18 protein-coding genes are annotated in these 16,568 nt (G+C 54.7%); 7 read left to right on the forward strand and 11 right to left on the reverse strand.

Features of this window, described 5'->3' with window-relative positions:
- Positions 1-77 precede the first annotated feature (77 nt).
- A complete protein-coding gene (locus tag NIG5292_RS03600; protein ID WP_048598074.1) occupies positions 78-1,190 on the forward strand; it encodes a LysM peptidoglycan-binding domain-containing protein in 1,113 nt (370 codons plus the stop codon).
- Positions 1,191-1,257: 67 nt separating this feature from the next.
- Here NIG5292_RS03600 and tyrS read toward each other — a convergent pair whose 3' ends face one another.
- On the reverse strand, positions 1,258-2,508 hold the full coding sequence (tyrS, locus tag NIG5292_RS03605; protein ID WP_048598076.1) for a tyrosine--tRNA ligase: 1,251 nt from the start codon (positions 2,506-2,508) through the stop codon (positions 1,258-1,260).
- A gap of 88 nt (positions 2,509-2,596) precedes the next feature.
- Here tyrS and NIG5292_RS03610 point away from each other — a divergent pair, with 88 nt between their 5' ends.
- Positions 2,597-3,685, forward strand: a complete 1,089-nt coding sequence (locus NIG5292_RS03610; RefSeq protein WP_048598078.1) for an anhydro-N-acetylmuramic acid kinase — start codon at positions 2,597-2,599, stop codon at positions 3,683-3,685.
- On the opposite strand, the gene NIG5292_RS03615 is transcribed toward NIG5292_RS03610, so the two are convergent.
- The 4 genes from NIG5292_RS03615 to NIG5292_RS03630 all read right to left on the reverse strand — a co-directional run bounded on the left by NIG5292_RS03615 (position 3,682) and on the right by NIG5292_RS03630 (position 6,935).
- Entirely contained in the window at positions 3,682-4,113 is a 432-nt protein-coding gene (locus NIG5292_RS03615) for a cupin domain-containing protein (RefSeq protein WP_048598080.1), read from the reverse strand. The two genes, NIG5292_RS03610 and NIG5292_RS03615, sit on opposite strands and share 4 nt — an antisense overlap.
- A 96-nt stretch (positions 4,114-4,209) precedes the next feature.
- Positions 4,210-5,487, reverse strand: a complete 1,278-nt coding sequence (gene eno, locus NIG5292_RS03620) for a phosphopyruvate hydratase (RefSeq protein WP_048598082.1) — start codon at positions 5,485-5,487, stop codon at positions 4,210-4,212.
- A 52-nt stretch (positions 5,488-5,539) separates the two neighbouring features.
- Positions 5,540-6,457, reverse strand: a complete 918-nt coding sequence (locus tag NIG5292_RS03625) for a DMT family transporter (RefSeq protein ID WP_048598084.1) — start codon at positions 6,455-6,457, stop codon at positions 5,540-5,542.
- Positions 6,458-6,524: 67 nt separating this feature from the next.
- Positions 6,525-6,935, reverse strand: a complete 411-nt coding sequence (locus tag NIG5292_RS03630; RefSeq protein WP_048598086.1) for a Fur family transcriptional regulator — start codon at positions 6,933-6,935, stop codon at positions 6,525-6,527.
- 195 nt (positions 6,936-7,130) lie between these two features.
- Here NIG5292_RS03630 and NIG5292_RS03635 point away from each other — a divergent pair, with 195 nt between their 5' ends.
- A complete protein-coding gene (locus tag NIG5292_RS03635) occupies positions 7,131-7,682 on the forward strand; it encodes a CBS domain-containing protein (protein WP_082136612.1) in 552 nt (183 codons plus the stop codon).
- Positions 7,683-7,690: 8 nt separating this feature from the next.
- Here NIG5292_RS03635 and NIG5292_RS03640 read toward each other — a convergent pair whose 3' ends face one another.
- Genes NIG5292_RS03640 through mazG form a run of 4 tightly spaced genes read right to left on the reverse strand, consistent with a single transcriptional unit; the run spans position 7,691 to position 11,332 of the window.
- Positions 7,691-9,091, reverse strand: a complete 1,401-nt coding sequence (locus NIG5292_RS03640; protein WP_048598088.1) for a protein adenylyltransferase SelO — start codon at positions 9,089-9,091, stop codon at positions 7,691-7,693.
- Positions 9,088-9,537, reverse strand: a complete 450-nt coding sequence (locus NIG5292_RS03645; protein WP_048598090.1) for a GNAT family N-acetyltransferase — start codon at positions 9,535-9,537, stop codon at positions 9,088-9,090. The genes NIG5292_RS03640 and NIG5292_RS03645 overlap by 4 nt, the downstream gene beginning before the upstream one ends.
- Positions 9,534-10,496: a nucleoside hydrolase gene (locus NIG5292_RS03650; protein WP_048598092.1), complete on the reverse strand. Its 963-nt coding sequence runs from the start codon at positions 10,494-10,496 to the stop codon at positions 9,534-9,536. Before NIG5292_RS03650 ends, NIG5292_RS03645 begins: the two co-directional genes overlap by 4 nt.
- A gap of 2 nt (positions 10,497-10,498) precedes the next feature.
- On the reverse strand, positions 10,499-11,332 hold the full coding sequence (mazG, locus tag NIG5292_RS03655) for a nucleoside triphosphate pyrophosphohydrolase (RefSeq protein ID WP_048598094.1): 834 nt from the start codon (positions 11,330-11,332) through the stop codon (positions 10,499-10,501).
- Between the two features lie 298 nt (positions 11,333-11,630).
- Between mazG and NIG5292_RS03660 the strand changes: the two genes are divergently transcribed.
- The 4 genes from NIG5292_RS03660 to NIG5292_RS03675 all read left to right on the forward strand — a co-directional run bounded on the left by NIG5292_RS03660 (position 11,631) and on the right by NIG5292_RS03675 (position 14,639).
- On the forward strand, positions 11,631-11,888 hold the full coding sequence (locus tag NIG5292_RS03660) for a DUF1499 domain-containing protein (protein WP_048598096.1): 258 nt from the start codon (positions 11,631-11,633) through the stop codon (positions 11,886-11,888).
- A 39-nt stretch (positions 11,889-11,927) separates the two neighbouring features.
- Positions 11,928-12,977: a peptide chain release factor 1 gene (gene prfA, locus NIG5292_RS03665; RefSeq protein WP_048598098.1), complete on the forward strand. Its 1,050-nt coding sequence runs from the start codon at positions 11,928-11,930 to the stop codon at positions 12,975-12,977.
- Complete coding sequence (gene prmC, locus NIG5292_RS03670) at positions 12,974-13,831, forward strand: peptide chain release factor N(5)-glutamine methyltransferase (RefSeq protein WP_048598100.1); 858 nt, start codon at positions 12,974-12,976, stop codon at positions 13,829-13,831. Before prfA ends, prmC begins: the two co-directional genes overlap by 4 nt.
- 214 nt (positions 13,832-14,045) lie before the next feature.
- Positions 14,046-14,639, forward strand: a complete 594-nt coding sequence (locus NIG5292_RS03675) for a DUF4167 domain-containing protein (protein WP_048598102.1) — start codon at positions 14,046-14,048, stop codon at positions 14,637-14,639.
- Positions 14,640-14,704: 65 nt separating this feature from the next.
- Here the strand turns inward: NIG5292_RS03675 and rsmA are convergent, their stop codons facing one another.
- Together rsmA and pdxA are read right to left on the reverse strand one after the other, a co-directional pair.
- Positions 14,705-15,547, reverse strand: coding sequence for a 16S rRNA (adenine(1518)-N(6)/adenine(1519)-N(6))-dimethyltransferase RsmA (gene rsmA / locus NIG5292_RS03680; protein ID WP_048598103.1), 843 nt, complete (start codon positions 15,545-15,547; stop codon positions 14,705-14,707).
- A 3-nt stretch (positions 15,548-15,550) separates the two neighbouring features.
- On the reverse strand, positions 15,551-16,567 hold the full coding sequence (pdxA, locus tag NIG5292_RS03685) for a 4-hydroxythreonine-4-phosphate dehydrogenase PdxA (RefSeq protein ID WP_048598105.1): 1,017 nt from the start codon (positions 16,565-16,567) through the stop codon (positions 15,551-15,553).
- Position 16,568: the final 1 nt, after the last annotated feature.

The raw sequence follows: 16,568 nt of genomic DNA on the forward strand, positions 1-16,568 counted from the left end.
GACCCAATATGTAGGGTAGGCTAAGAAGATGTGGCACACACTGCGTTGGGTGCTACAGGACAACGAAGAGGGCTGTCATGGCTGGAACTGCATTGAACACTTTAGAGAAAGTCGCGATTGCTGGTGTGAGCATTGTGACTGTTGGGGTGCTATACGCGTTCTATCCTGGTGGTCTGAACGAACCGCTTAGCAAGATTGCAGCGCAGCCACAGACCGCTGTGGAACAGCCGGAAACAGCTGTGAGCGCCGAAGTGGCAGATGCCCCAGCTGAGACGGTTGTGACACCCGCACCAGCTGTTGAAGCCCCGGAAATTGTCGTGATTGAGCCTGCCTCACCAGAAGTTGCCCCTGCAGCCACGCCGCTGCGGGTTGGGTTCAGAGTTGATCCCGAAGGTATGGCGTTAATCGCTGGCACGGGGCAGGCGGGCAGTACGTTGGCCGTTATGCTGGACGGTGCGGAAGTCACACGCGGTTCAATCGACGCGTTTGGCAACTTTGCGATTTTTGCGGATATTCCACCGTCTGAGGATGACCGCGTTCTGAGTGTGATGAGCGACCCCGATGGCGCGCAGACCGAAGACCCAAACCGTTTCATCATTGCCGGCGTTGTTGTCGCGCCCCAAAGCGATGGCGACAGTATAGATGAGCAAGTCAGCGAGGACCCAGTGGTGATCGCCGCACAAGAAGACACAGTGAAAGTTATTCAAGGCCCAAGCACACAGAACGCACCTGCGCCCTCAACAGTGCTTGTGGATAGTATTGGCTATGACAGCACTGGCGAAGTGCAACTTGCGGGTCGTGCGCCTAACGATGGAAATGTGCGGATTTACATAGACGGTGCTATTGTAAGCGATGCGCCTGTTGCAGACGGTGCATGGGGTAGTGATCTGCCCAATGTTGATCCGGGAACTTACACTTTGCGCATCGATGAGGTCAGCGCAGATGGAGACGTCACAAGCCGCGTAGAGTTACCATTTAAGCGTGAAACACCAGAAGTTTTGGCCGAAGTAGCGCAAAATCAAGCGAGCTTTACAAGTAAGACAGTACAGCCCGGAGCCACACTTTGGGCCATCGCCGAAGAGAGGTATGGCAATGGTGTTTTCTACCTGAAGGTGTTTGAGGCCAATCGTGCTGCAATTGACGATCCGGACCTCATCTATCCTGGGCAGGTATTCACAATCCCCGAGTAGCTTAGAGGCTGCTTAGATTTTGATCTAAGGCCTCCGGCGGGGATATTTGTGAACAAAAGAAGTGGGCTTATCCAAGCTTGATTAGCGCATGGCGTTTTTTACCGGCACTTAGTTTGATGGGGTTTGCAAGTGCCGTTCCATCAATCATCATGCCTGCATCTTCAAGTGGTGCATCGTCAATCTTTGCGCCACCTTCTGAGATAAGGCGTTTTGCGTCTTTGCCAGATTTTGCAAGTCCAGATTTTACGATCAGTTGGACGATACTGATGCCTTCTGCCACGTCCGCTGCGCTGATTGTAAGGGTAGGAAGATCATCCCCGACGCCACCCTTTTCAAAGACCTCACGCGCAGTTGCCTCTGCCGCCGCGGCAGCTTCTGCGCCGTGAAGTAGGGTGGTGACTTCGTTGGCAAGGATTACTTTTGCCTCGTTGATTTCTGACCCTTGCAAAGCACCAAGACGCTCGCATTCAGCTACGGGAAGTTCGGTATAAAGCTTGAGGAACCGTCCAGTATCTGCGTCTGTTGTGTTGCGCCAGAACTGCCAGAAAAGGTAGGGGCTGAGCATATCTGCGTTTAGCCACACGGCACCATCTTGGCTTTTGCCCATCTTTTTGCCGTCCGAAGTGGTCAGCAGTGGCGAGGTCAGGCCGTAAACTTCCTTGTCGATCACGCGGCGTGTTAAATCGATTCCGTTGACAATATTGCCCCATTGATCTGAGCCACCCATTTGAAGCGTACAGCCATAGCGGCGGTTCAGTTCCATGAAGTCATAGGCCTGCAAGATCATGTAATTGAACTCGAGGAACGACAGGCTTTGCTCGCGGTCAAGACGGGATTTGACGGACTCAAAGGACAGCATGCGGTTCACTGAAAAGTGGCGACCGATGTCACGCAAAAATTCCAAGTAGTTTAGGGTATCAAGCCATTCCGCGTTGTTCAGCATCAGCGCGTCTGTGTCGCCATCACCGTAATCAAGATATCGGGCGAATACTTTTTGCATGCCTGCAATATTTGCATCGATCTGTTCAGGTCCCAAAAGTGGGCGCTCGTCTGAACGGAATGACGGATCCCCGACTTTGGTCGTGCCGCCACCCATAAGGGTGATCGGTTTGTGCCCCGTTTTTTGAAGCCAGCGCAGCATCATCACATTGAGCAAATGCCCCACGTGAAGTGACGACGCAGTCGCATCATAGCCGATATAGGCTGGAACAATCCCGTTGCTCAGCGCCTCGTCCAGCCCTTGATAATCGGTGCAATCGGCCAGATAGCCGCGCTCCATCATAATGGCGATGAACTCCGATTTTGGGTGGTATGTCATGGCGCTTCCTTCACGTATTTTCAAACCGTATAAGGGGGGAACGCCACGGCGGTAAAGGGGCTGAGGGGCACACAGTTTGAAAACAGGTATGATAAGATCCGTTGGTGCAATGTCTGGCACGTCTTTGGACGGTGTGGACACGGCTATGGTGCTCACGGATGGGGTTGAAATAGCAGGCTTCGGCGAGAGCGGCTTTCGGGCCTATACCGCAGCGGAGCAAAATGTCTTGCGTTCTGGTTTGGGGTGCTGGCCAGAGGATGATCTGGCGGATGTGGCTGAACTGGTCGAGACTGTTCATGCCCAAGCGTTAAGCTATTATGGCGATGCGGAGTTATTCGGGTTTCATGGTCAGACCCTAAGTCACGATCCTGCAAACCGCCGGACATTTCAAATTGGCGATGGTCAGGTGTTGGCAGATGTGTTGAATGCGCCGGTCGTCTGGGACTTCCGCTCGGCAGATGTAGAATTAGGCGGACAGGGTGCGCCACTTGCCCCTTTCTATCATTTTGCGCTGGCCAAACACATCGGCGCACAGGAGCCCGTGGCATTCCTGAATCTTGGCGGTGTGGGAAATGTAACATGGGTTGATCCGCTACGCGCAAAGCCTGAGGACAGCGGTGCACTTTTGGCATTTGATACCGGTCCGGCGAATGCGCCGATAAACGATGTCATGCAGCGCCATTTTGGTAAGACATTTGATGAAAACGGTGAAACAGCACGTTCGGGCACAGTTGATGATGAACTGGTGCGGGCGTTTATGGCGCACCCTTATTTCAGCCAACTGCCGCCGAAGTCACTTGATCGCGACAGCTTTCGCGGCGAACTTTCAGACATTGAACAGCTTCGCCCCCAAGATGCTGTTGCGACGCTGACGGCGTGCGTTGCAGCGGCGGTCGCGCGTGGAGTTCAGTTTTTTCCTGAACCGGTGAGCCATGTGTACGTGTGCGGTGGCGGACGGAGAAACACCTATTTGATGGAATTGTTGGCGCAATCCCTTGATGCAGAAGTAGTGGACGTGGATCACATCGGAATTGACGGAGATATGCTAGAGGCACAGGCATTTGCCTATCTGGCGGTACGTGTCGCGCGCGGAATGCCCACATCATGTACGGGCACCACAGGTGTGGCTGCTGCTGTTGGGGGGGGGATTGTAAGTAAGCCTACAGCCGCCACTTAGCGTGGAATATCAAATTCCGGCGCGGCAAGGGTGAAGCCGTCAAAGGTGAAGCCCGGCGTGACAGTGCAGCTGACTAATGTGTAATCGCCTGTGGTGCGTGCGGCTTGCCAAGCATCTTTGGGCACCGTGAAATGCCCGTGCTGCCCTGCCAGAACATCACCGCCCAGAATGTGATCTTTAGCTGGCCCTTCGTCTGCCTCAGCAATGCTCAACACAAGTGGCGCACCCGCGTGATAGAACCAAATTTCGGTTGCGTCGACTTTATGCCAGTGGCTGCTTTGGCCTTCTTTGAGCAGAAAGTAGATGCATGTGCCCTCAGGTCGATCACCAGACGCAGCCGTATTTTCAGCGGCCCAAGTCTGGCGGTAATATCCGCCCTCGGGATGTGGCTGAAGCTTTAGGTGGTCGATAATTTGATCGGCTGTCATGGCTGTCTCCTGTCATGAAAAAGGCGCCCCTAGATCAAGGGCGCCCTAACTTCTTTTGTTCTTAAATATCCAAACCAGAGGGGTTTCTCAGGTCCTTCAAGACTTCAGGATTGAGCGGCCAGCAAATTTGGCGGCCTCACCAAGCTGCTCTTCGATGCGGATCAGTTGGTTGTATTTGGCCAACCGGTCAGACCGTGCAAGGCTACCTGTTTTGATCTGACCACAGTTGGTGGCAACTGCCAAATCTGCAATCGTTGCATCTTCGGTCTCGCCCGAACGGTGTGACATCACGTTAGTCATGCCCGCACGGTGCGCCATGTCGACTGCTTTGAGAGTTTCGGTCAATGTGCCGATCTGGTTTACTTTCACAAGCATCGAGTTGGCGGCCTTACGCTCAATCCCCATTTCAAGGCGCGCAGGATTTGTGACGAAAAGATCATCCCCAACAAGTTGGCAACGACCGCCAAGAAGTTCGTTGAGCGCAATCCAGCCTTCCCAATCATCCTCTGACATACCATCTTCGATCGAGAAGATCGGGTAGTCATCAACCAATGACGCAAGATAAGCGGCATTCTCTGCGGACGTCAGTGTTTTGCCTTCGCCAGCCAACACGTATTTGCCGTCTTTGTAGTACTCGGTCGCCGCACAATCGAGCGCCAGCATGATGTCATCGCCTGCTTTGTAGCCAGCTTTTTCGATAGATTTCAAAATGAAATCAAGCGCATCACGGGTAGAGCTGATGTTGGGGGCAAAGCCGCCTTCATCGCCGATACCTGTTGAAAGGCCGGCGGCAGACAACTCACCCTTCAGTGTGTGAAATACTTCTGAGCCCATGCGTACAGCGTCGCGAATGTTTGTGGCAGACACGGGCATGATCATGAATTCTTGAATGTCGATCGGGTTGTCTGCGTGCTCACCACCGTTGATGATGTTCATCATTGGAACAGGCAAAACGCGCGCTGATGTCCCGCCCACATAGCGATACAGCGGCTGGCCTGTGTAGTCAGCGGCGGCTTTCGCAACTGCCAATGACACCCCCAAGACGGCGTTGGCACCAAGGCGTGATTTGTTTGGTGTTCCGTCAAGTGCGATCATCGCTGCGTCGATTTCAACTTGCTCTGTCGCATCAAACCCAAGCAGTTCTTCAGCGATCTCGCCGTTTACGGCCGCAACTGCCTGCAATACGCCTTTTCCCTTGAAGCGCGCTTTATCACCGTCACGCTTTTCAACGGCTTCATGGACACCAGTTGATGCACCAGAAGGCACCGCAGCACGGCCCATCGTGCCATCTTCTAAGATCACGTCCACTTCCACTGTTGGGTTGCCGCGGCTGTCGATGATTTCGCGGGCGTGGATGTCGATAATTGCACTCATAATAAGGCGCCTTTCAGTATGTCTGGGTTTAGCGTGCCTATACCAAGCATCACTATGGTTTGGAAGTCCGTTTCAAACGCGCTTCACGTAGAAGGGTGTAAATGCCGGATATAACAATAATTGCGGCACCAATAAGGGTCAGCAGGTCAGGGCGCTCACCAAAGAACGTTGTAGCGATCACCAATGCAAAGATCAGCCGTGTATACCGAAATGGCGTGACATAGCCCACATCGCCCACACGCATGGCGGCGACGATCATATAATAGGCAGCAACGCCAATCACGGTCGAGCCAAGCAAAACAGCCCACTGGACAGCGTCAGGCCGGATCATTCCATCGCTGAAGATCAACATAAGCGCACCTGCAGGGATGAGCATGAAAAACGCATAGGTGCTAAGTTGGAGTGACGTGATGGATTTTGGCACGCGGCGGGTAGCGATATCGCGGGTGGCAAGGCCGATGACGCCCTGAACGGCAAAGAGTGATTTAGCATCAAAGCTTTCTGCGCCAGGACGAATGATCAAAAGCACACCGCAAAAGCCCACAAAAATAGCCGCCCACCGACGCCAGCCCACTTTTTCTTGTAAAAAAAGCGCGGCCCCAAGCGTTACCACAAGCGGGGTGGCCTGCAGAATGGCAGATGCGGTCGATAGCGGCGTGAGGATGATCGCGGTGACAAAGCCAACCGTGCCGATCAATTCGCCGACATTGCGGATGATAACGGCCGGATGCAGCAGCGCTTGGGTCCAAAGGCGCTGACCTTGTGCCCAAGTCATCACAGCAAACATTGCGCCGCCCAAAAAGCCGAAGATAACAAGCAGCTGCCCTACGGGAAGGGTCCCAGCCAGCGTTTTGATCAGTGCGTCCTCAAGGGCGAAACCAAACATCGCGCCCACCATCAAAAGGGCGCCGCGCAGGTTATCGTTCAGGCGGACGAGTGCGCCGCTGGCCTTGGGGCTGGAAAAGGACATGCTCGCATCCGTTTTGTTGTGGTGTGGTTGAGGCGGGGCGTTGTGCGCGGGCCTCATGATTGAAAGCCTAGCCCTTTTTGGGAACCCCGTATAGCTCCAAGCGGTGGCCGCGCAGCTCGTATCCAAGTTTGGCCGCGATTTTTTCTTGCAAGGCTTCAATATCGGGGTCCATGAACTCGATCACTTCGCCAGAATTCATATCGATGAGATGGTCGTGATGACTACGGTCCGCGGTTTCATATCGGGCGCGGCCATCTCCAAAGTCATGTTTGTCGAGAATGCCCGCTTCCTCAAAAAGTTTCACGGTCCGGTAAACGGTTGCCAGCGAAATTTTAGGGTCTTCTGTCACAGCGCGGTTGAAAAGTTCTTCGACGTCCGGATGATCGTCCGCCTCTTGCAAAACGCCAGCGATGGTGCGGCGTTGGTCGGTCATGCGTAGGCCTTTTGCCTCGCAGCGCTCCAAAACGGTGGTGCCCATCGCCATGTCATCCTTTTATTCGTGCGGGTCCATGCTTAGCTGTTGTTTGTCTGAGGCAAAAGGGGGCAACGCATTTTTGCGTCGTTAAGATCTTGTTCAAGCGAGCGCGCAAATCAGCTCTGCTACTGGACATGCGTCAAAACGCCCTAGTCTCTTAAGGATACGTTAATTTTCAATACCAAGGGGAATTGCATCATGGCCGCAAGTAACACGACAAATACCTCCAACCGCCGTATGCGCATTATGGATCGGGCGGAATATGCGAGCAAACCCAAACCGCTAACATTCGGGCCGGATGAATTGGTAAAACCTGCCGTCGCGGCCATGTCCGAGATGAACTACGGCTCCGTGATGGTCATTGACGATGACCGCAAAGTCATTGGTGTCGTAACCGAACGTGACATCATGAAAAAGCTGGTGAACGGCGCGTTGGACCCGTCTAAGACGAAACTGTCAGAAATTATGACCCGTGAGCCGCGCTTGGCCAAAGAAACTGATGATCTGGTGGATTGGCTACGAATTATGTCGAACGAGCGTTTCCGCCGCTTGCCAGTGGTGGATGAAGACGGGCGCATCAAGGCTGTTTTCACCCAAGGCGATTTCGTCAGCTACACGTGGCCGGACCTGATGGGGCAGGCCAAAGAGTTGGCGAAAGCATCTGTTTTCAGAAACTGGCCGCTGTTCCTCATCGGCGGGGGCATCATGCTTTATTCGCTGTTGATGATCATTGTAGTGCGCTCAATCTAAGGTCGCGTTTAGGTGCCGCAAAATGTTGCGGCGACCTTTTCATAAGGCTCAGGGGGGCGGCGCAATGCGTCGTCATTTTGTGGATCAAAAGGCGTTTGTAGCGCGGTATTGAGGTATTTTATCGGGCTCAGGTCACCGTTTACCGCAGAGGCGATCATATTCTCAATTTGATGGTTGCGCGGAATAATAACTGGATTTGCCGCCTCCATCACCTCGCGCGCGTTAGGTTCGCGCGCGACACGGTCGGTCCAAGAGCTGTGCCATTCAGGGCGCGCATCAAAACTGTCATCGGTCAACGCGCGGAAGGTATTTGTGAAATCGGCGCCCTCTGATTGCATTGCGCTTAAGACCGTCTCAATCAGATCGGCATCTTCGGCTATGGGCGTGGACAGGCCAAGTTTGGCGCCGAACACTTTAAGGTAATCAGCCATAAATATTTCGCCAAAAGTGCCGATCTCGTCTTGGAAGGCCTCAATCGCGGTATCGCGGTTGGGTTCAAGGTTCAGCAACGCGGTGGCAAGCTGCGCACAATTCCATGCGGCCATATTGGGTTGGTTTGAATAGGCGTAGCGTCCGGTTTGATCGATGCTGGAAAAGACCTGCATACCGCGGAATTCATCCATAAATGCACACGGACCGTAATCAATTGTTTGTCCTGCGATGTGGCAATTGTCTGTGTTCATCACCCCGTGGATAAAGCCGACGCCCATCCATTTTGCGACCAGTTCTGATTGTGCCTTCAAGACAGCGCGCAGTAATTCAAGCGGCGTGCCGACGTGCGGGTAATGACGAGCGACAGTGTGTTCAAACAGCACCCGAAGGTTCGGGTTATCACCCGTGCTTGCAAAATATTGAAACGTGCCGACGCGGATGTGACTTTTGGCAACACGGCTCAGTACCGCGCCCGGCAACGGCCCTTGCTCGCGTAAAACAGGTGCGCCGGTTGCAACCGCTGCAAGCGCACGGGTGGTCGGGATACCCAAAGCGTGCATTGCCTCGCTGACAACGTATTCGCGCAACACAGGCCCTAGCCATGCACGTCCGTCGCCTCCGCGCGAAAACATTGTGCGGCCTGCGCCTTTTAACTGGATGTCTTGGCGCTGGCCTTCGCGGTCAATGACTTCGCCAAGTAGGATTGCGCGGCCGTCTCCCAATCGTCCGGCCCAATTACCAAACTGGTGACCTGCATAGGCCTGAGCAATCGGGTCCGCGCCATTTGGAATTTCATTGCCACTGAAAATCTCTGCGATATCAGATGGTTCAACTTTAATGTTAAGGTCATTTGCGAGGATTTCATTGAAGACCAACAGCTCAGGCGCTGGTGCTTTTTCAGGTGTCTGCCGCGCATAGAACGCCTCGGGTAGGCGCGCGAAACTGTTGTCGAAGGGGATGTTAGTTTCGGGTTTCATAAGGTGCGCACCATTGTTTGATAGCCGTCGCGCGCGACAAAGCCCAAACGCTCATAAAGGCCGCGTGCACGTGTGTTTGTTTTGCCAACTTCCAGATGAATGGCGGTCACTCCGGCATCGGCCAGCGCACGCGGCAGGCTAATCAACACGTCACTGCCCATCCCACGTCCGCGTATGTTTTCGCGGATGAAAAACTCATCGATCATAGCAATGAGGCCGCCAAATTCAACTGACCATGTGAAAGTCACGATGACATAACCCACAGGCGCAACTTTTGGCCCGATCAAATACACGCAGCCAAACGGACTTCCATCAAGAAGCGGCGCAATAGTTTGGCCGATCTGTGCCTCATCCGTGATGATACCTTCACTTTGATAAAGCGCCGACACCATGGTGGTTAGTTTGGGCAGAGCCTCAGGCCCTGCAAGATGTAAAGATGTGCTCACGATGGGGCCTTTGATGCGGTGTGGGGCAGGGTGGCCAATCGCTCGGTCAAAAACGCGAAGAAGCCATCTGCGTCAATGTTTTGCATGAAGGTTGCATTGGCTGCGCGTTCGGTAATCCGCCAAAAATCAACAACTGTCATACCAAGGGTCAACTCAGAGCCTGTTTCAACAGTTACGTTCACATGGCGGCCCTCAAAAAGCTGAGGCGCAATGAGATAGGCAATCACGCACGGGTCATGCAGCGGCGCACCGTCTGTGCCGTATTTTTGGGTGTCGAAGCGTTCAAAAAAATCAAGCCACTCGGCGACTGTTGTGCCAAGGGTAGTGCCCAAGGCGCGAAAGGCCTCGATGCGCGGTTTTGTGGCAAGCGCTTTATGGGTGACATCCAGCGGCATCATCGTAATCGGCACGCCAGAACGCAGCACGATGTCAGCGGCCTCAGGATCTACGAAGATGTTGAATTCTGCCGCCGGCGTGATGTTACCCACTTCAAAATAGGCACCCCCCATAAGCACGATTTCTTGAATGCGTTCCGTGATATCTGGTGCTTGCTGCATGGCTTTCGCGATGTTGGTTAGCGGCCCAAGTGGGCAGAGCGTTACGGTTTTGCTAGGCTTGGCGCGCAAGGTCTCAATGATAAAGTCCACGCCATGCTCAGGGCGAAGCGTCATGGCCGGCTCTGTCATCACAGGGCCGTCCAGCCCCGTGCCGCCGTGCACATGTTCGGCTGTAATGAGCGGGCGCGATAGTGGGGCTTCACACCCTGCATAAACGGGCATGTCAGCGCGTCCCGCTAGTTCACACACCACCCGCGTATTTCGTTCTGTCAGGGGCAGTGGGACGTTGCCAGCCACGGCTGTTATCCCCAGCACGTCAATTTCGGGGCTTGCCAGCGCCAGTAAAATCGCGATTGCGTCGTCTTGGCCGGGGTCCGTATCGATGATGATTTTACGGGTCATATTTAAACACCTTTTACCGTTTGTGCGCGCAGCGCCACTTTGGCCGCGTTCCACAGGCTGTCCATTTCGTCCAGCGTGCTGTCCTCAGGGCTTTTGCCGGCTTTGGCCAACTCTGCCTCGATCCACGCGAACCTCGTGGTGAATTTGGTGTTGGTGCGCCGAAGAGCCGCCTCTGGGTCAACGCCAAGATGGCGGGCCAGATTTGCCATTACGAACAGCAAATCGCCCATCTCATCTTCAATTGCATCGGCATCTTTATCTGCTGCGGCGTCCACCAGTTCAGCCGCTTCTTCTTTCAGTTTATCCAGCACTTGCGTTGTTTCGGGCCAGTCAAACCCTACACGCGCGGCGCGTTTTTGCAGCTTTTGGGCGCGTAGCAGGGCCGGCAGACCCAAAGCGACCCCGTCCAGAACACCGGCTTCCCCGCGCTTTTCGCGCTCGGCGGCCTTGATGTTTTCCCAGTCTTTCTTCTGCTGCTCTGCTGATTTATCGCGGCTTTGATCGCCGAATACATGGGGGTGGCGGTCCAGCATTTTTTGCGCAATAGCGTCTGCCACATCGTCAAACGTAAAGTGGCCAGCCTCCGTGCCGATTTGCGTGTGATAGACGGTCTGTAGTAGCAAATCGCCTAGCTCTGACTTCAGATCATGAACGTCATTGCGCGCGATGGCGTCGGCAACTTCATAAGCTTCCTCAATGGTATAGGGGGCGATGCTGTCAAAAGTTTGCTCTATATCCCACGGGCAGCCCGTATCTGGATCGCGCAAACATTCCATGATGTGCAATAAGCGTTTGATGCCGCCGTTTGGCGTGTGGATCAGCTCATGATTTTGCATTATGCACCTCCTCAAGCGCCTGTTTGGGGCAACATATGCATTCAGCGCCCAGAGTTCCAATGCATTCGGGGCGCAACGTTTGATCAACGGACTTAGCGGGCCCGCATTCGGCAAATAGAGGCTGATATGAAGCGAAAAGGAAAAGCGAAAGTGATCTCCAGTATTGTGATTGGCATTGTGGCAAGCATCGTGGTTGCTGCCGCCTATATTCGTTTGGCGCCTGTATCTGTGGTCCGCGCGCCGGTTCCTGCGTCATTGACGGTGGGGGAGTATCCCGTTGCGGGGGGGGCATTATGCCGTGCGCAAAGTCACGAATGCCGAGGCCGCATTAGCCGAGATTATGTCTGTACTATCGGCCTTGCCGCGGACGCGCAAAGTTGCGGATGCACCGGCTACATTTGTGACCCGAAGCGCGCTTTGGGCGTTTCCGGATGTGACGCGTGTTTGGATTGAGGGCGACACAGTGCATATCGCAGGGCATTTGATTTACGGCAAATCTGATATGGGCGTGAATAAAGCGCGGATCACGGCGGTCTTGGCGCGCGTGGGTCTCTAAAAGCTTGCGCGCCGTTCTGGCATTGGGCACATAGGGCGCATGATCCCAGCTGATACCCTCGCGCAAATTTTGCAACGCCACGAATACCTTGAAGCCGCCATGTCTGAGGCGGGCGCAGATATTGCGACTTTGTCCAAAGAATACTCTGACCTTGGTCCCGTTGTGGCACAGATCAACGCCTACCAACAGCTTTTGCAGAACTTAAGTGACGCAGAAGAGATGATGTCTGACCCAGAAATGCGTGAGCTTGCAGAGATGGAATTGCCAGACCTGCGGGCGGCTGTTCCCGATGCGGAGCGTGACCTGCAACTTGCGCTCTTGCCAAAAGATGCGGCCGATGCGCGGCCAGCAATGATTGAAATCCGCCCAGGAACAGGCGGCGACGAGGCTGCACTTTTCGCAGGTGATTTGTTGCGCATGTATCAACGCTATAGCGAGGCGCAGGGCTGGAAATTCGAAATCATCGAGCATCAGGAAACTGAGCTGGGCGGCATTAAGGAAGTGACTGCACACGTGCAGGGCGCGGGTGTTTTTGCCAAATTGAAGTACGAAAGCGGCGTGCACCGCGTGCAGCGTGTTCCGACCACTGAAAGCGGGGGGCGTATTCATACCTCTGCGGCGACGGTGGCCGTATTGCCCGAGGCTGAGGATGTAGATGTACAAATTGATGCAGGCGATCTGCGCATTGATACGATGCGGGCCAGTGGTTCAGGCGGACAGCACGTTAACACAACCGACTCTGCCGTGCGGATTTTGCACATTCCCACCGGCATCATCGTGGTGAGTTCGGAAAAATCGCAGCATCGTAACCGCGAAATTGCGATGCAGGTTTTGAAAACACGCCTTTATGACATGGAACGCCAGCGGGTCGATGATGCACGCTCCGCTGACCGCAAAAGCCAAGTTGGCAGTGGTGACCGGTCCGAGCGCATTCGTACTTATAATTTCCCGCAAGGGCGTATGACAGATCACCGGATCAATCTGACGCTTTACAAGTTGGACGCGATTATGGGCGGCGATCTGACCGAGACCATCGACGCGCTGACTGCTGAAGCACAGGCAAATCTTCTGGCCGAGATGAACGGATGAGCACGCCCGCAACGGTGCAATCTGCTTTGATGGCAGCAATTGTGCGGTTGCGTGAAGCGGGAATTGTTGAGCCTGCACCTGATGCGCGCCGCCTAATGGCCCACGCACTTGGCATCGCTGCATCGCGCCTTACACTTCACAGCCATGATACAATTTCCGCGCAGGCGGCGGCAACTTTTGAAGCCTACGTCGATGCGCGATTGGGCCATCAACCTGTGGCACAAATCATCGGTCGACGCGCATTTTATGGCCGCGAGTTTATTGTGACCAAAGATGTGCTCGACCCGCGCCCTGATACTGAAACGCTTATTGAGCGGGCGTTATCTGCGCCTTATTCAAAAGTTCTTGATCTGGGCACAGGGTCGGGGTGCATTCTGGTCACTTTGCTTGCTGAAAATCCGGCGGCGACGGGCGAGGGGGCTGATCTTTCTGCGGCAGCTTTAGCTGTTGCAGAGCAAAATGCCATCGCCTGCGGTGTGGCGGACCGTGCTGCATTTTACCGCTCGGACTGGTTGGGTGGGGCGAGCGGCCCGTATGATCTCATCGTTTCAAATCCGCCTTATATTGCCGAAGATGAAATGGCAGGACTTGCCCGCGATGTGCGCGAGTGGGAGCCGCATATGGCGCTGACACCTGGCGCCGATGGGCTGAAGGTTTATCGCGTTTTGGCCGCCGATGCGGCGCAATTTTTGACAGCAGATGGGCAGATCATCGTCGAAATTGGCGCAGGGCAGGGGCCAGATGTGGTTGCGCTGTTTGAGCAGGCGTTATGGGCAAATGTCGGCTTGTTTAAGGATATTAACGGCAAAGACCGCGTTGTGTGTGCTCGAAAGTCACCAGCACAGGTGATTTAAGGCATTAAATACATAAAATTTGTGTCTTTTGGCTTGCGACTGCCTGCGCCAAGTGCTTTTGTCTATTCAGCGACGGGATTGGAACCATTTCGATCATCGCTGTTAAGCTGACACTGCGAATATTGGAAGCCGCGACGCGCTTCTTTACGCATGTATCACGTATAAAATGGACTGCGCCGATGTGAGGCGCCACTAAACGGGCCATCGATACCTTATGAGATCATCTAAAAACCGCTCGCGGAACAAAAGCCGCAACACTAATCGCCCGTCCGGTGGCAACGTCATTAACCGTGTTTTTGACAGCTCTGGTCCCGAAGGCAAAGTGCGCGGCACCCCTCAGCAAATCATTGATAAATACACACAACTTGCGCGCGATGCACAGCTTTCCGGTGACCGCGTTGCCGTCGAAGCGTTTCAGCAGCACGCTGAACATTACCTGCGTATCCTTGGCGAAGCGCAGCGTGAAGTTGAGGCAAAGCGCGAAGAGCAAGAGCGCCTGAACCGCGAGCGTCAAGAGCAACGCGACCGTGAACGCCAAGAGCGCGCCGAGCGTCAGGAACGTGAAGGCGGCCCTGTTGAGACATCGGAAGATGCCAGTGAGCCACCCGCTGAGCAAAATGCGGATGCAGATGCGCCAACTTCTGAAGATGCACCGGCTGAGCGCCCTAAGCGTATCCGCCGTCCGCGCAAGCCTCGTGTTGCGAAGACAGATGAAAATGGGTCGGCAGAGGCAGCTTCAGAGACTGTTTCAGCTCCGTCAGAGGCCCCTGCGGCTGAGCAAACGCCCGACACATCTGCAGCCGAATAAGCTGTTAAGCGTCTACAGACTGCGCTGAATGCGGCCAAGCTGAGCTCAGCATCACGATATCCTAGTCAACCAGCAGCTACGGCGCGGGCAAGGGCACAGAATTGTTCTAGCCCAACAGTTTCAGCGCGCTCGGTCGGTTTGATACCTGCTGCAATAAGGCGGTCCTCGATATCGGGTGCCACGCCTTTGAGTGATGCGCGCAGCATTTTGCGGCGTTGGTTAAATCCTGCCGCCACAACCCGTGATAACACTTTGGCGTCCGCCTCAAACCGTGGTTTGGGAAGGGCTGTCAAATGCACCACTGCTGAATGCACTTTTGGTGCGGGTGTGAACGCCTCTGGTGGAAGTGACATCGCGATGCGCGTATCTGCGCGCCACTGGGCCAAAACGGCCAGTCGTCCGTAGGCTTTGCTGCCCGGTTCCGCAACGATACGCATGGCGACTTCGCGCTGGAACATTAACGTGAGGCTGCTCCAGAACGGGGGCCATTCAGGTGGGGTTAACCACCGAACCAACAACTCTGTACCCACGTTATAAGGAAGATTTGCCGCAATTCTGATGGGCGGCGTGAGGTGCTCAAGCGGGTTCACGTCAAGCGCGTCACCGATGACATAGGACAGCCGGTCGGGGTAGGCGGCGCTGATTTGATCCAGTACGGGCCCACAGCGGGGATCTTTTTCAATTGCCAAAACGCGGCGCGCCCCTTCGGCCAGCAACCCACGGGTTAACCCGCCGGGACCAGGTCCGATTTCAAGAACGTCGCAATCTGTCAGCGAGCCTGCTTGCCGCGCAATTTTTGCCGTAAGATTCAAATCCAACAAAAAGTTCTGCCCAAGGGATTTTTTGGCAGACAGTTGGTTTTCCGCAATCACATCTGCAAGCGGGGGAAGGGTATCTATCTGGGCCATTAGCTATTTTTCTGTTGTAGCGGGCGCGGCGTTGCCCGTTTTTGCATCGGCCATTTTGCGTGCCATGTTCAGGGCAGCGATAAGACTATCCGCATCTGCAATACCTTGGCCCGCAATGTCAAAAGCGGTGCCATGATCAGGTGAGGTTCTGATGAAAGGCAACCCAAGGGTGACGTTGACGCCGCCCGAAAAATCAAGCGTCTTGATCGGGATAAGCGCTTGGTCGTGATACATGCACACCGCCACATCATAGTTTTTGCGTGCTTCTGCATGAAACATCGTGTCGGCCGACAAAGGCCCCGTGATGTTCATGCACTCACGGCGCAAAGCATCCAGAACAGGGGTGATCATGTCGATTTCTTCGCGCCCCATGGCACCACCTTCGCCCGCGTGGGGGTTTAGGCCTGCCACCGCGATCCGCGGGGCGTCTATACCAAGGTCACGTCTTAGCGCGCGGTGGGTGATCAACAGCGTGTCCGTTAATCGCGCCGCGGTCAGCTGGCTTGGGACGTCCTCAAGGGGGATATGAATGGTGACAGGCACAACGCGCAGTGCGTCGCACGCCAGCATCATGACGACCTGATCGACGCCTGCCAATGCTGCAAGATATTCTGTGTGACCCGGGTAGGCAAAATCTGCGCCGTCTTTCAGCGCTTTTTTGTTGATGGGCCCTGTGCACAACCCGCTGGCTTCACCCGATTGAACCAAGGACACACCACGCGCGATGGCTTCAATAACGCCGGCTGCATTTCTGGGATCTGGCTGTCCAGCAGTGTTTTCGGCAGGAAAAGTAATCGGCAAAACAGGTAGCGCTTCGGCACTTACGTGCACTGCGTCTTGGGGGGTATGTATCTCGCGGATGGGAGTGCCGACTGGAATGTGTCGTGGGTCACCGATGTAGAAAAACGGCTGTCGGCCCCGCAAACGGTCCCATGCCTTTGCGGCAATCTCGGGGCCGATACCAGCGGGTTCACCGCAACTAAGCGCGATTGGGGCTTTTTGCTGTGTGGTTTGGGTCATT

Source organism: Nereida ignava, from assembly GCF_001049735.1.
GTDB lineage: Bacteria > Pseudomonadota > Alphaproteobacteria > Rhodobacterales > Rhodobacteraceae > Nereida > Nereida ignava.